This window comes from Agrobacterium radiobacter, assembly GCF_040801995.1.
GTDB classification, from domain to species: Bacteria; Pseudomonadota; Alphaproteobacteria; order Rhizobiales; family Rhizobiaceae; genus Agrobacterium; species Agrobacterium radiobacter.
Map to the genome: position 1 here is coordinate 1295431 of NZ_JBEGHX010000001.1, position 15079 is coordinate 1310509.

Consider the following 15079-nt stretch of genomic DNA (forward strand, 5'->3'; position numbering starts at 1 on the left):
TGTTACTCCACCGGATTTTCGTGTCTGCCGTCCGGAAGAACGACAGAGCGCGCCCGTTTGCCGCGGAAATAGGACTGCACCCAAGGGTCGTCGCAGGCGAACATGTCCTGCAATGTCCCTTCCACCAGCACCTTCTTCTGGCCGAGCACCGCAATGCGGTCGCAGACGGAGAACAGGCTGTCGAGGTCGTGTGTCACCATATAGACGGTCAGGCCGAGCGAATCGCGCAAGCGCGCAATCAGCATATCAAATTCCGCCGCCCCGATGGGATCGAGGCCGGATGTCGGCTCGTCGAGGAAAACGAGGTCGGGATCGAGCGACAGCGCCCGGGCAAGGGCTGCGCGCTTGATCATGCCGCCTGACAGTTCGGATGGATATTTGTCGCCCGCGTCGGGCTTCAGCCCCACCATCTCGATCTTGAGATAGGCAAGCTCGTCCATCAGCTTTTTCGGCAGATCAAGATATTCGCGCATCGGCAGCTGGATGTTTTCCTTCACCGTCAGGCCGGAAAACAGCGCCCCCTGCTGGAACAGCACGCCAAGACGCTGGTCGAGCATCATGCGGTCGTCTTCGCTCGCCTTGTCGTAATCGGTGCCCAGAATGCGGATCGCACCCGCCTGCCGCGGTAGGAGCCGCAAGATCGCGCGCATCAACACGGATTTGCCAGCACCGGAGGGACCGATAAAGCCCAAAATTTCACCACGATAGACATCGAGGTCGAGATTTTCGAGCACGTTCCGGCCGTTGAAACCGACGGTCACGCCCTCGACGGAAAGCACCACCTCGCGGCCGTCTTTTCCGGTTCTGGTCTCGTGCGGTTTCTGGTCCAGTTTCTCCAACGCGCCCTCCCTTAAAAATCGATGGCTGCGTAGAAGATGGCGAAAAGACCATCCACCAGAATGACGACGAAGATCGACTTCACCACCGAGGAGGTGACGTGCTGGCCAAGCGATTCCGCCGAACCGCCCACCTTCATGCCCTCAACCGCCGCGACAATGCCGATGATGAGCGCCATGAACGGCGCCTTGATCATGCCCGCTGCAATGGTCGATTCCTCGACAGCGCCATGCAGGCGCGACAGGAACACCTCGAACGTGATGCCGGAATAAAGCAGCGCCACGATGGCAGCGCCGAAAAGCGCTGCAAAATTGGCGAGAATGGTCAAAAGCGGCAGTGCGATGGTAAGCGCCACCAGCCGCGGAAACACCAGCACGCCGACGGGATTGAGACCGATCACCTTCAGCGCGTCGATTTCCTCGCGCATCTTCATCGAGCCGATTTCCGCGGTGATGGCGCTGCCTGAACGGCCGGCGATCATGATCGCGGTCAGAAGCACACCGATTTCACGCAATTGCAGAATGCCGACGAGATCGACAACGAAGACTTCCGCACCGAAATATCTGAGCTGGAACGCACCCTGCTGAGCGATGATCGCGCCGATCAGGAACGACATCAGCATGATGATCGGTACGGCGCGCACGCCCATATGGTCGATCTGGTTGACGATCGCCGCCGGCGAGACGCCGCGTCCGCGCCCAAGCTTCATCTGCGCGCCGCGCACGGCGGAGCCGAGAATATACATGCCCGCCAGGAAATCCGCGCCGTTCTGGATCACGGCCTTGCCGATGGGCGCAAAAATACGCTCGGCAAGCCCCTCCTTCGGACCGGCTTCGCCCTCCATCTCCACCTGTTCGGGCAACTGGCCGATGACCTCTTCAATATGGTCATTACCCGTCACGGTGACGGTGGCGCCGTTGGCCTCAAGGTCCTTGCGCAGACGCTGGATGATCCACGCGCCCGTGGTATCGATGGCCTCGACGGCAGAAAGATCGATTTCCACCGTGCCGGCGGATCTGCTTTTTTCGATCTTTTCGAGACTGGGGAAAACACCGGAGAGATTGCTGTTGCGCCAGGAGCCGCTCATGACAAAACGCAAGCCGCCGCCGGAGACGCTATCGTCTTCGGTGATGGCGGCCGGGTTCGCCTGTTGCCGTGTGTCCTGTTCTTGCATAATGCTCCGAGCGAGTGCAGCCGTCACGAGATTCTTAAAGGTTTCATAACGGTTTGGCCTTCGGCAAGCCACAGTGACCGCCGACAATTCGTGATAAATTTGGCGTCATGTGTCTTTTGCCGCCCAATCGGAAGTGAAAAAACATGCCCCGTTACCTGCAAGCCACAACAGAACGTTTTCCCGTTGCCGGCAGCTTCACCATTTCACGCGGCACCCGCACGCATGCGGATGTCGTAACGTGCACCATCCTCGATGGTTCCTTCGCCGGCAGAGGTGAATGTGTGCCCTATCCGCGTTATGGCGAAAGCATCGATGGCGTCATCGCCGACATCGAGACGATGGCGGAGCGGATTGCCGACGGCCTGACCCGACAGGAATTGCAGCAGGCGATGCAACCCGGCGCCGCCCGCAATGCGGTCGATTGCGCGCTGTGGGATCTCGAAGCCAAGATGAGCGGTAAAAGCGCCGCCGAAAGCATTCTCGGACAGGCGGCAAAACCGCTCGTCACCGCCTATACGATTTCACTCGCCGACCCCGAGACCATGGCCGCGAAAACGGCGGAAAACGCAGGCCGCCCGCTGCTGAAGATCAAGACCGGAACCGCCGATGACGAGGCACGCCTGCGCGCCGTGCGCGCCGCAGCACCGGAGGCGCGCATCATCATCGACGCCAATGAGGGCTGGAACGATTATAATATCGAATATTATCTGAGACTTGCGGCGGAACTGAAGATATCGCTGATCGAGCAGCCGCTGCCCGCCGGCAAGGACGCCATTCTCTCCCGTATCGACCATCCGGTGCTGATCTGCGCCGATGAAAGCGTGCATTCCACCAAGGACCTCGCCGACCTGCGCGACCGCTACGACGCGATCAACATCAAGCTCGACAAGACCGGTGGGTTGACGGAAGCGCTTGTCATGAAGGCGGAAGCGGAACGGCTCGGTTTCACCATCATGGTCGGCTGCATGCTCGGCACCTCGCTCGGCATGGCCCCCGCCATACTCGCCGCCCAGGGAGCAGCCTTTTCCGATCTCGACGGGCCGCTGCTGCTGGCCGAGGATCGCGAGCCGGGGCTGGTTTATGAGGGTTCGCTGGTTTATCCGGCGCGGCCGGAATTGTGGGGGTAAGCCCTAGATATTGAAGGCAGAGAAACAAGATAAAGGCACGACCTCACCGCTTGTTTGTTCTCCCCGCCGGGGAGAAGATGGCCCCGAAGGGTCGGATGAGCGGGCAAGCTTTCGGGTTATCGCTAACGTCGCCCCCTCATCCCGCTGCCGCGACCTTCTCCCCTCCTCGGGGAGAAAGACACAAGCGGCACGCGCTCGCCTCGCATGAAGGAGCTGGGGCATATCTCTAAAGGGTCGCTGATTTATCCGGCCTGCTGGAAATTGGAGGGCGCCGCTCTCGCGTGGACTAAGAATGACGCGACTGCGTGCCGTAATTCCGTCCGCGCCGGCCTTCACCAAAAGCAAACGGCAATCTAAACCTCTCCACTGTCATCCTCGGGCTTGACCCGAGGATCCATCGCTCCGGTTTGTGGATCCTCGGGTCAAGCCCGAGGATGACATAAGCAAGCTATATCAGAGTATGTCGGCACCACCAGCGAGGTCACACCATCGCCTTCATACACATTAGCCAACCTGCCCCAGCGCATCCCCAACGAAACGCGTCGTCGCGAAAGCTGGCATACCTCAATCAGGCCGCGTGTTTCCCGATCAGCCCCGGAATATCCACCGGCTCCATCTCATCCGATGCCTGTTCGACGGCAACCTCGCTCGTCTGCATCCAGGTGATCAGCTCGAAGCTGCCATCGGCATTTTCGGCGATTGCCGTGCAGCTTTCCACCCAGTCGCCGGTGTTGATGTAACGAATGCCGTCCATGTCTTCCATGACAGCATGGTGAATGTGTCCACAGATGACGCCGTCGACATTGTTGCGGCGTGCCTCGTCTGCCACCACGCGCTGGAATTCGCCGATGAAGTTGACGGCGTGCTTGACCTGCAGCTTGGCCCAGGCCGAGAACGACCAGTAAGGCAGGCCGATGCGGCGGCGTACGGCGGCGATGACGATGTTGAGCGCGATTGCAGCGTCATAGGCCCAGTCGCCGAGATAAGCGAGCAGGCGGGCGTTGCGCACCACCACGTCGAACTCGTCGCCATGGATGATGAGATATTTCTTGCCGTCGGCCGCCTCGTGGATCATGCGCTCGGCCACTTCGATGCCGCCGAAATGCATGCCCGGAAATTCCCGCAGGAATTCATCGTGATTGCCGGGAATATAGACGATGCGGGTTCCCTTGCGGGCCTTGCGCAGAAGCTTCTGCACCACGTCGTTGCAGCCCTGCGGCCAGTACCAGCTGCGGCGCAGGCGCCAGCCGTCGACGATGTCGCCGACGAGGATGATCGTCTCGGCCTCGTGATATTTCAGGAAGTCGAGCAGATAGTCCGTCTTGGCCGCCTTGGAGCCGAGATGAACATCCGAAATGAAAAGCGTTCTGAACTGTCTGGTTTCGATTTGACCGGCCACGGATTTCATCCCCCTGTTCGGTTGCGTCCCTGCGGCTTTCTTACCTCTCAGAACCAGACTCGTGTTGCAGCAACATGACAAACGCCGGTTTTTATAGGGAATATGACGAAGACCATCACGAAAACGCGAATAAGCCATGGCCGCATTTGCATAAGGGGGCGGTAAATAACGGCTGTACCATGGGAAAGTTTGTTGTATTCAGGGGGCCGGAATTGAACCAGACATGACGGTGGAAGAATGACCTCTCACGATAAGAACAACACGCCCGCCAACACGGCAAAGGCCGACATCGAGGAACAGGCGCTCTTTTTCCACCGCTACCCACGCCCCGGCAAGCTGGAAATCCAGGCCACCAAGCCGCTCGGCAACCAGCGCGATCTGGCGCTTGCCTATTCACCCGGCGTCGCCGCCCCCTGCCTCGCCATCCATGAAAATCCGGAAATGGCGGCGGAATATACCGCCCGCGCCAACCTCGTCGCGGTCATTTCCAACGGCACGGCGGTTCTCGGACTTGGCAATATCGGCCCGCTCGCCTCCAAGCCCGTGATGGAAGGCAAGGCCGTTCTCTTCAAGAAATTCGCCGGTATCGACGTCTTCGACATCGAAATCGATGCGCCCGGCATCAACGACATGGTTTCCACCATCGCAGCGCTGGAGCCCACCTTCGGGGGCATCAACCTTGAAGACATCAAGGCGCCGGAATGTTTCGAGGTGGAACGCCAGCTGCGCGAAAAGATGAATATCCCGGTTTTCCATGATGACCAGCATGGCACCGCGATCATCGTCGCCGCCGCTGTCACCAACGCTCTGGAACTGGCCGGAAAGTCGCTCTCGAGCGTCAAGATCGTCGCGTCAGGCGCGGGTGCTGCGGCGCTTGCCTGCCTCAACCTGCTGGTCGCCATGGGCGCGAAGAAGGAAAACATCTGGGTCCACGACATCGAAGGCCTCGTTTACGATGGCCGCAACGAGCTGATGGACGAGTGGAAGGAAGTTTACGCCCAGAAGACCGACAAGCGTGTGCTGGCCGAAACCATCGACGGCGCCGACGTCTTCCTCGGCCTTTCGGCCGCCGGTGTTCTGAAGCCGGAACTGCTGGAGCGCATGGCGGAAAACCCGCTGATCCTGGCGCTTGCCAACCCCAATCCGGAAATCATGCCGGAAGCGGCGCGCGCAGCGCGTCCGGATGCGATGATCTGCACCGGCCGTTCGGATTTCCCGAACCAGGTCAACAACGTATTGTGCTTCCCCTATATCTTCCGTGGCGCGCTGGATTGCGGTGCAACCACCATCAACGAGGAAATGAAGATGGCCGCCGTGCAGGCCATCGCCGAGCTTGCCCGCGAGGAAGTCTCGGAAGTCGCGGCAAAAGCCTATAGCGGTGAAACACCGGTCTTCGGCCCGAACTACCTCATTCCCTCGCCTTTCGATCCGCGCCTCATCCTGCGCATCGCGCCGGCTGTCGCCCGTGCAGCGGCCGCAAGCGGCGTCGCCGCCCGGCCGATCACCGATTTCGAAGCCTATTTCGACCAGCTGAACCGTTTCGTCTGGCGCTCCGGCTTCATCATGAAGCCGGTCTTCAATGCCGCGAAAGCCGCCGAAAAGAAGCGCATCATCTTTGCCGAAGGCGAAGACGAGCGCGTGCTGCGCGCCGCCCAGGTGCTCTTGGAAGAAGGTACCGGCATCCCGATCCTCATCGGCCGGCCGCAGATCATCGAGACGCGCCTGAAGCGCTTCGGCCTGCGCATCCGTCCGCATACGGATTTCGCCGTGGTAAACCCGGAAGACGATCCGCGTTACCGCGATTATGTCGATGATTATTTCGCCCTTGTCGGCCGCGCCGGCATCAACCCGGAAGCGGCGCGTACCATCGTGCGTACCAACACGACCGTCATCGGCGCGCTTTCGGTGAAGCGTGGCGAGGCGGATGCGCTGATCTGCGGTCTCGAAGGCCGTTATGACCGGCACCTGCGCGACGTGAACCAGATCATCGGCAAGCAGGAAGGCGTACGTTCCTTTGCGGGTCTCAGCCTGCTCATCACCCAGCAGGGTGCGCTGTTCCTCACCGACACCTTCGTCAACAACGACCCGACGTCAGAGGAAGTGGCTGAGATGGCCATTCTCGCGGCCAAGGAAATCCGCCGCTTCGGCATCACGCCGAAGATCGCACTCGCCAGCCATTCCAATTTCGGCTCGCGCGATTCCGAAAGCGCCCGCAAGATGCGCCGCGCCCTGAAGATCGTGCAGGCGGCAGCACCGGAACTGGAAGTGGACGGCGAAATGCAGGGCGGCTCCGCACTTTCGGAAGCGCTGCGCAAGCGCGCGATGCCGAACAGCGTGCTGACGGGCGAGGCGAACCTTCTGGTCTTCCCGAACCTTGATGCCGCCAACATCACGCTCGGCGTCACCCGCACGCTGACGGAAGGCCTGCATGTCGGCCCGATCCTCCTCGGCAGCGCCCTGCCCGCCCATATCCTGTCGCCCAGCGTCACCTCGCGCGGCGTCGTCAACATGGCGGCGTTTGCCGTGGTGCAGGCCTCGCATCCTTCGGTGTGATAGAGGCCGCATTAACGCAATTTTGAACATGCTGTTGCCGCATTGCGGCAACAGCTTATGTTATCTTCCTGAAACACGGATTTCGTGAAGTATAACGCCCCTGCCACCGGTCGGGGACATCGAACGGATCGCACAATTGACCCGGCGCAGCCGCATCATCGGCCTCCTGCTTCCCCTTGTTTTCATTGCTCCGGCCACCGCTTTTGCGGATCAGGTCTGCGATACGCTTTATGCGCAGTTGCGCGAGCCGCCACGCGTCATCGGCAATACGGCCGAGGTGCGGCGTTACGCCAATGCGCTCGCCCGCCAGAACATCGTCATTCGCAAGATCAGGAACGACCTGCGCGGCTATGGCTGCTCGTCTGGCAGCGTCATCGTCTACGGCAATCCCAATGCCGGTGTCTGCGCCGAGATCGGCGATGCACTGGCGGAAGCGGAAAGCGAACGCGACGCCATCATCCGTGATCGCGACGATGCCATGGCGGCCGCGCGTGACAACGATGGCGATATCAGGCGCCAGCGTATCCTCGCCGCCCTCGATGCCAATGGCTGCAGCACCGCGCCGCAGACGGAAGCACAGTTGCCGCCGCCTTCCGATGTGACGCGTTACCCCGACGCCTTCCGGCAGAATGGCGGTGAGCCGGGACAGGCGGGGCTTTCCCCCTACCCCAACGCCGCCGCCGAAGGCGGGCTTCGTACACTGTGCGTGCGCACCTGCGACGGCTCGTTCTTCCCCATCGCTTCCAATGCCTCGCCGCTCGATTTCCGCGCCCAGGCCGAGCAATGCCAGAAAATGTGTCCGGGGACGGAGACGGAACTTTATTTCCACTCCATGACGGATCAGGAAACCGCCGACATGGTGTCTGCGGAAACCGGAAAACCCTACAGGGACCTGCCGACCGCCTTCGCCTACAGGAACGCCCCGGCAAAAGTGCCGGGCTGCGCCTGTAACATGGCCGCCTATCACGAAGAAATGCAGAAGCAGGAAGAAGCCGCCCGGCCGGAATCCGAAACACCCTATTCCGGCATCACGAAAATCCCCTCACCGCAAGGTGACAAGGCCGCCCCCAAACCCGCCGAGCAGCAGCAGGCCGCCAAGCCGCCGGAACAACCCGTTCCCGAACGCGACTATGACCCGAACGATACGAAAGTGCGCATCATCGGCCCCAAATTTCTGCCGGACCAGACAGGCCGGATCGACCTGAAGAACCCGGCATTGAAGGGTATACAGCCGCAGCAGTGAAGCCGTCGTGGAGCGAGCGGACGCCGCTTGTTTCTTCAGTCCGCGGCAGCGGGATGAGAGGGCTACGGTAGAGATATGCTGAGAGCTTGCCCCCTCATCTGACCCTTCGGGCCATCTTCTCCCCGCCGGGGATAAGAACAAGCAGCAACGCCCCGCTTCCCTCGCGGAACTTTTATCTGCCTTACACCCCGCCCCAGCGGTTGCGGAACACAAGCTCCTCCAACGGCACGCGCTGCCGCCAGCCTTTCACCGCCAGTTCCGGCTCGGTATAGAGCGCATCGACACGGCCGACGCAGAGCCAGGCGACGATTTCGATGTGGTCGGGAATACCGAGAATGGTGCGAATGTCGCTATCGTGGAAAATGCTGACCCAGCCGACGCCGATGCCTTCGGCGCGGGCTGCGAGCCAGAGATTCTGGATGGCGCAGACGGTGGAATAGACATCCGTGCGCGGATTATGGGTGCGGCCCAGCACCACCTTGCCGCCGCGCGTGGGATCGCAGGTGACGCAGATGCTGAGCGGGGCCTTGCGGATGCCTTCAAGTTTCAAGCTCCGGTAGAGAGCCTGCTGCTCGCCCTCGAACATCGCCGCCGCCTCCTCATTGGCGCGGCTGAAGGCCACAAAGGCCGCCTGACGGATCGCGCCATCGGTGATGAGGGTAAAATTCCACGGCTGCATGAAACCGACCGAGGGTGCCGAATGGGCCGCCTTCAGGAGACGCTCCACCAGATCATCCGGCAGCGGATCGGACAGGAACTGATCGCGCACGTCACGACGGGTTTCAATGGCGCGGTAAATCGCCTCGCGCTCCTCACCGGAAAACGGGCGGGCGGGTGACAGCGCATGATCGAAAGAACTGGCGCCGGGCGGATTGCTCACGGACGGATCGGCTGGCATCGTTTATCCCCAACAATGCGAAGGCCGGGCGCAAACATACACCCCACCTCGACAACAACCTGCCGCCGTCCGCGCGGTTCGGTCTATCCCGTCAGGCCGGTCTTCTGACTTGGCTTCATCCGCCCTTTTCGCCTTCCCGAATTGCTTCAGTGGCTTCTAAAAAAGAGCGTCCGCCTCACAGCGCTGGGCACGTTCCGGTCTTTCACCGGATTCCCGATTCTCCCGTCGCAAGGGCGGGCACCTGACAAAGGAAGCTATGGGCAAAACAGTTTGCGAATGCAAGTATTCTGCCGGTGGTGCGGCAATGTGGCCTGCCTCCCCCATTACACCGGGAAATACCTGACATAGGCGAACTCATCCCCATCCGGTGACCAGTTGGGCGAGTTCATCGTTCCCTGCCCGCCGAAAAGCTCAAACAGCGTCTCGGCATTACCACCATCCATACCCATCAGCCGCACCCGCACATCAAGATCGCGCGGATGGTCGAAAACGTCGCCGTCATAGGAGATGAACACCACCTTGTCTCCCTTCGGAGACGGGTGCGGAAACCAGTCGCCATAGGGGCTGTCGGTGATGCGCTCGACGGCAGAGCCATCCACCCGCACGCGCCAGATCTGCATCAATCCGGTGCGGCTGGAATTGAAATAGATCCACGCACCGTCAGGCGAATAATCCGGCCCGTCATTGCGACCTTCGCCATGGGTCAACCGCGTCTCGACGCCGCTTTCTATATCCATGGAGTAGATATCGAAGACCTGATCGCGAATGCCGCAATAGGCGAAGCTCTTCCCGTCCGGCGACCAGCCATGCCAGTAGGAGGGAAGGTTTTTCGTCATCAGCCGTGGCGCGCCGCCCACGGAGGCCATGAGATAGATGGCGCTCTTGCCGAATTCCACCTTGTCGGAAATGGCGTAGAGTGACCCGTCAGGCGAAATGCCGTGATCGTTGTTGCACAGCGTGGCAAAGCCGGTATCGACCTTTTCCGGCGCAATATCACCGGAAAGAGACAGGCGATAAAGCAGGCCTTCGCAATTCAACAGCAGATATTTTCCATCCGGTGACCAGTTCGGCGCTTCAAAGAGATCAGGCGTCTGCCACACCACCCGCATCTGCCGGGTGCGGATGTTGAAGATTTCGATGGAGCTGCGCATTCTGCCTCCCGGGGCGTGTCCGTGTTCTCGTTCAAAGCGCTGGGCAATGCAGACATTCCGTTTGCATCCGCCATGGCCCTGATTATGATCCTAGGGCGGCAGGCACCGTCCTGCAAATTCAAACCGGAAAAAACGCCAGCGCCCCGGCACCGTCCGCGCCGCTTGCCGTTTCTCCCAAATCCGAGGTTCCGCGATGAATACCATCGCCGATCACGGCATCCGCTTCGGCCGGATCGCCGCAATGCTTCCTGTCAAAAATATCGAAAAAGCCCATGATTTCTACGTTGGCGTGCTGGGCTTTGAAAAGGCCTTCGAAAACGGCACTCCCGTCGGCTTCATGATCCTGAAACAGGGCAATGCCGAGCTGCACCTGACATTGCAGCCCACGCACAAGGCAGCGCCCTTCAACGTGGCGCATATGATGGTGAGCGATGTCGATGCGCTGCACGCGATCTGCAAGAGCCACGGGCTGCGCATCATCAAGGGCCTGCAGGACAAGGATTACGGCCTGCGCGCCTTCGTCTTTGAAGACCCCGATGGCAACCGCATCGATGTGGGGCAGGCTATTTGAGATGAGCGAGCGGCGCGGGGTGTTCTCCGCGCCGTCTATGGGTTGTCAAAAAGCTCCTCACACGCGAGTCATCCTTGGGCTTGACCCGAGGACCCACAATCTCAACCGCGCATGGATCCTCGCCTCAAGGGCGAGGATGACGGAGAAAGTCAGTAACTCACCCGCCAGAAATCAATGGCGCGCGCCCTCAATCACCGATCCCGGAACCGGTTGGTGATCGGATAACGCCGGTCACGACCGAAGTTCTTCTTGGTGATCTTAACACCCGGCGCCGATTGCCGGCGCTTGTATTCGGCGAGGTAAAGCAGATGCTCCACCCGGTGCACGGTGGCCACATCATGGCCGCGCGCGAGAATCTCCTCGACCGACATTTCCTTCTCGACAAGGCATTCCAGAATATCGTCGAGCACCGGATAGGGCGGCAGCGAATCCTGGTCGGTCTGGTTGGGACGCAATTCGGCCGAAGGAGCCTTGGAAATGATATTGGCGGGGATCACCTCGCCGGAAGGGCCGAGAGCACCCGGCGGAACATGGGCGTTGCGCCAGCTGGAAATGGCATAGACCTGCATCTTGTAGAGGTCCTTGATGGGGTTGAAACCGCCATTCATGTCGCCGTAAAGCGTGGCGTAACCCACCGACATCTCAGACTTGTTGCCCGTCGTCACCACCATCGAGCCGAACTTGTTCGAGACGGCCATCAGGATGGTGCCGCGCGTGCGGCTCTGCAGGTTTTCCTCGGTAATGCCCTCTTCCGTACCCTCGAAGAGATCGGACAGCGCCGAGAGGAACCCTTCCACCGGTTCCACGATCGGCACGATATCGTAACGGCAGCCCAGCGCCCTGGCGCAATCGGCCGCGTCCTTCAGCGATTCTTCCGAGGTATAATGGTAAGGCAGCATGATGCAGCGCACCCGCTCCTCGCCCAGCGCATCGACGGCAAGGGCGGCACAGATCGCCGAATCGATGCCGCCCGAAAGGCCGAGAACCACGCTCTTGAAGCCGTTCTTGTTGACGTAATCACGGAAGCCCAGCATGCAGGCGCGGTAATCCGCTTCCTCACCTTCGGGAATCTTCGAGAAAGGCCCGCTTTCGCAGCGCCAGCCATCTGCCGTGCGTTTCCAGTCGGTGACGGCAAGTGTGGCCTCGAACTGGCTCATCTGGAAGGCAAGCGTCTTGTCGGCATTGAAACCGAAGCTTGCACCATCGAATACCAGCTCGTCCTGCCCGCCCAGCTGGTTGGCGAAAACGAGCGGCAGGCCGCTTTCGATCACCTGCCTGAGCGCCACCTGATGGCGCACATCCAGCTTGCCGCGATAATAGGGCGAACCGTTCGGCACCAGCAGGATTTCCGCCCCGCTTTCGGAGAGCGTCTCGCAGACACCCATATCGTTCCAGATTTCCTCGCAGATCGGAATGCCGATCCTGACCCCACGGAAATTATAGGGACCGGAAATCGAACCCTCGGAGAAAACACGTTTTTCGTCGAATTCACCGTAATTCGGCAGGTCTATCTTGTCGCGCAGCGCGATGATCTTGCCGCCATCCAGAAGCGCCACGGAATTGTGTCGTCCCGTCTCGCCCTGTCGCGGAAAACCGATAACGACGCCCGGTCCGCCATCGGCGGTCTCCGCCGCCAGTTCTTCCACCGCTTTCAGGCATGCTTTCAGGAAAGCCGGCTTCAGCACCAGATCCTCAGGCGGATAGCCTGAAATGAAGAGTTCGGTCAGAAGCAGAAGGTCTGCGCCCTGCGTTGCCGCATCGGCCCTAGCCTCGCGCGCCTTGGCGAGATTGCCCGCCACGTCGCCAACAGTGGGATTGAACTGCCCGACGGCAATCCGGAGATGGTTCTGGATATCGTGTCTGTCGCTCATGGCTTTTCAATACCGCGCCCGTGCCCGCTCCGCAACGCGGCAATTGCATGGCGGCGCCCGTTACGCATCGGGCGCGCGCGTTCACGCTAAGGTTATCGCCGCACCGGCCAGGCTTCGCAAAGTTCATGTCGCGTTCATCGCGCTTATGTGACAGTTACATGACACTTTTGCGACACCCGATTCACCTCCCCGGATCGGCCGTGCCGCCTGAAATACCGGAGTATGGGTTTGAGACATTCGGCGCCAAAAACAACGGCTTCCGAAAAGGCTGGTTTTGTCTTTTCGCCTGCAGGGATTAGGAGCCGTTCGAAGCTTTCGGGCACGGCCTATACGCTTGCCAATCTGACGGTCGCATCCGTTGTGCTCGTTGTGGTGCTGGAGTGGATCGCCCGCGGTTCGCTCACGGATGTCGGTGCTTTCCTCACCTCATCCGCACGCCCCGGCATGACCACCATTGCCGCCGTGCTCGCCCTTCTCGTGGCGCTGGATGCCATCCTTGGCCGGCGCTACCTGTCGCTGATCGCCATTGCGCCGCTCTGCGCGATGACCGGGCTGATCTCCGCGCAGAAACAGACCTATCTTTCCGATCCGCTTTACCCCTCCGACCTGCTGTTCGGCCGGCAGATCCTCGAGCTTCTGCCGACCATGCTGAAGGCACAGCCATTGACGGCCGTACTGTTGGGGTTTGGCATCTGCGCCACCATTGCGGCACTTGTGGCGCTATGGCTGCTGGCACGCCGCCATTCGCCCGTCCTGCGCTGGCGTGAACGCGCGGCTGGTCTCGCGCTGGCGCTGCCGCTTCTTGCCGGTCTGGCCTCGCTGATGGACTATTCGCACTATTCCTGGGCACGTGACCGTCTCAACATCATACCCATGATGTGGGATCAGCAGGAAAACTACCGTCACAACGGTTTCCTGATGGCCTTCGCCTTCAATATTCCGATGGCCAATGTCTCGGCGCCGCAGGGTTACGGTGAAAACAGCATCGCCGACCTGACGTCCGAACCCGCCGCCTTCGCCGCCAACAAGGGCGACTACCCTGACGTCATCATGCTGATGAGCGAATCGCTCTGGGACCCGGCGCGGCTCGAAAACGTGAAGCTCTCGGCCGATCCGATGCCGACCATCCGCGCCAAACAGTCGGGCAACGTCTTTTCGCCCGAGTTCGGCGGCATGACGGCGAATGTGGAATTCGAGGCGCTGACCGGCTTTTCCAACGCCTTCCTGCCCTATGGCAGCATACCCTATCAGCAATATATCCGCCGCCCGGTACCCTCGCTCGCCAGTTTCTTCCGCGGTGAAGGCTATTCCGCCATCGCCATGCACCCGTTCCAGGAATGGTTCTGGAACCGCAAGCAGGTCTACAGGAATTTCGGCTTCGAGGAATTCCGCTCGGAAGAGACGCTGCCCGCCATGGAAAAACGCGGCAACTTCGCCTCCGACGATGCGCTGATGGACGAGATCATGGCGACGGCGGACCGGACGCAGAACCCGCTTTTCCTCTTCGCCGTCACCCTGCAGGGACACGGTCCTTACGAAGCGACCCGTTACGCCGAAAACACCATCAGCGTGGAGGGCGCCCTCTCCGCCTCGGCCTCGCAGGCGCTCGCCACCTATTCGCAAGGGGTGGCGGAAGCCGATGAAGCGCTGCTGAAACTGATGCGCTGGGCAAAAAAACGCGACCGCGAAACCATCGTCGTCCTCTTCGGCGACCATCTGCCGCCGCTCGGCCAGACCTTCGTGGAAAGCGGTTACATGCCGGGCATGGTGGCAAGCCGCCGTGCGCCGCTGGAGGTGATGAAGAAGGAACACGAGACACCGCTCGTCGTCTGGTCCTCCAAGAAGGGCGTGCGCAAGAATATCGGCACCATCAGCCCGGCGCTTCTGCCCTATCATGTGTTGAAGACGGCCGGCTTCTCCGATCCCTTCTATACCGGCACGCTCGGCGAGGTGCAGAAGGCCTTCTCCGTCATCGACCGGCATATGCTGGTGGCGACCGACGGCAAGGCCCTGCCCGACTGGTCGATTGCGCCCAATGCCGTTCCCGACGTGGTGCGCGATTACCGCCTGCTGCAGTTCGACATGATGTTCGGCCAGCAATATGGCCGCGAGCGCTTCTTCCCCGGTTTCAACTGGCTGCATGAGGGCGCGCCGTCGGTCTGATGGTTTTCGGCGGGGACGCCTGAACCGCATGGCGGTGGAAATCGTTTGAATTCCACCGCCATGCGGGTTTATCTCGGGAAACATCCGCATCG

At 60.7% G+C, this 15079-nt stretch carries 11 protein-coding genes and 1 riboswitch; of the genes, 5 read left to right on the plus strand and 6 right to left on the minus strand.

The annotated features are described in order from the left end of the window. Positions 1-2: 2 nt before the first annotated feature. Together MRBLRC7O_RS06565 and MRBLRC7O_RS06570 are read right to left on the minus strand one after the other, a co-directional pair. Positions 3-839: an ABC transporter ATP-binding protein gene (locus tag MRBLRC7O_RS06565; RefSeq protein WP_065656139.1), complete on the minus strand. Its 837-nt coding sequence runs from the start codon at positions 837-839 to the stop codon at positions 3-5. Positions 840-850: 11 nt separating this feature from the next. Next, complete coding sequence (locus tag MRBLRC7O_RS06570) at positions 851-2011, minus strand: ABC transporter permease (protein ID WP_080866168.1); 1161 nt, start codon at positions 2009-2011, stop codon at positions 851-853. 143 nt (positions 2012-2154) lie between these two features. Between MRBLRC7O_RS06570 and dgcA the strand changes: the two genes are divergently transcribed. Next, complete coding sequence (gene dgcA, locus MRBLRC7O_RS06575; protein WP_060726289.1) at positions 2155-3138, plus strand: N-acetyl-D-Glu racemase DgcA; 984 nt, start codon at positions 2155-2157, stop codon at positions 3136-3138. 568 nt (positions 3139-3706) lie between these two features. On the opposite strand, the gene MRBLRC7O_RS06580 is transcribed toward dgcA, so the two are convergent. Further along, the gene (locus MRBLRC7O_RS06580) at positions 3707-4546 is read right to left on the minus strand and encodes a UDP-2,3-diacylglucosamine diphosphatase (protein WP_003502975.1); all 840 of its coding nucleotides are present in this window, start codon (positions 4544-4546) and stop codon (positions 3707-3709) included. A 228-nt stretch (positions 4547-4774) separates the two neighbouring features. Here MRBLRC7O_RS06580 and MRBLRC7O_RS06585 point away from each other — a divergent pair, with 228 nt between their 5' ends. Further along, positions 4775-7090, plus strand: a complete 2316-nt coding sequence (locus tag MRBLRC7O_RS06585; protein WP_003502976.1) for an NADP-dependent malic enzyme — start codon at positions 4775-4777, stop codon at positions 7088-7090. A 136-nt stretch (positions 7091-7226) separates the two neighbouring features. Beyond that, positions 7227-8333 (plus strand): DUF2865 domain-containing protein, encoded by a 1107-nt coding sequence (locus MRBLRC7O_RS06590; protein ID WP_162690804.1) that lies wholly within the window; start codon positions 7227-7229, stop codon positions 8331-8333. A gap of 181 nt (positions 8334-8514) precedes the next feature. Here MRBLRC7O_RS06590 and bluB read toward each other — a convergent pair whose 3' ends face one another. Both bluB and MRBLRC7O_RS06600 read right to left on the minus strand, forming a co-directional pair. After that, positions 8515-9231 carry a 5,6-dimethylbenzimidazole synthase gene (gene bluB, locus MRBLRC7O_RS06595; RefSeq protein ID WP_003502978.1) on the minus strand — a complete coding sequence of 239 codons (717 nt, stop codon included), beginning with the start codon at positions 9229-9231 and terminating at the stop codon, positions 8515-8517. 77 nt (positions 9232-9308) lie between these two features. Beyond that, a riboswitch (cobalamin riboswitch) is annotated at positions 9309-9491 on the minus strand. 63 nt (positions 9492-9554) lie between these two features. Further along, entirely contained in the window at positions 9555-10382 is an 828-nt protein-coding gene (locus MRBLRC7O_RS06600; protein ID WP_080866169.1) for a TolB family protein, read from the minus strand. A 193-nt stretch (positions 10383-10575) separates the two neighbouring features. Here MRBLRC7O_RS06600 and MRBLRC7O_RS06605 point away from each other — a divergent pair, with 193 nt between their 5' ends. Next, positions 10576-10953, plus strand: coding sequence for a glyoxalase superfamily protein (locus MRBLRC7O_RS06605; RefSeq protein ID WP_080866170.1), 378 nt, complete (start codon positions 10576-10578; stop codon positions 10951-10953). A gap of 191 nt (positions 10954-11144) precedes the next feature. On the opposite strand, the gene MRBLRC7O_RS06610 is transcribed toward MRBLRC7O_RS06605, so the two are convergent. Further along, entirely contained in the window at positions 11145-12824 is a 1680-nt protein-coding gene (locus MRBLRC7O_RS06610) for an NAD+ synthase (RefSeq protein WP_080866171.1), read from the minus strand. A 222-nt stretch (positions 12825-13046) separates the two neighbouring features. Between MRBLRC7O_RS06610 and MRBLRC7O_RS06615 the strand changes: the two genes are divergently transcribed. After that, complete coding sequence (locus tag MRBLRC7O_RS06615; protein WP_162690805.1) at positions 13047-14987, plus strand: LTA synthase family protein; 1941 nt, start codon at positions 13047-13049, stop codon at positions 14985-14987. Positions 14988-15079 lie beyond the last annotated feature (92 nt).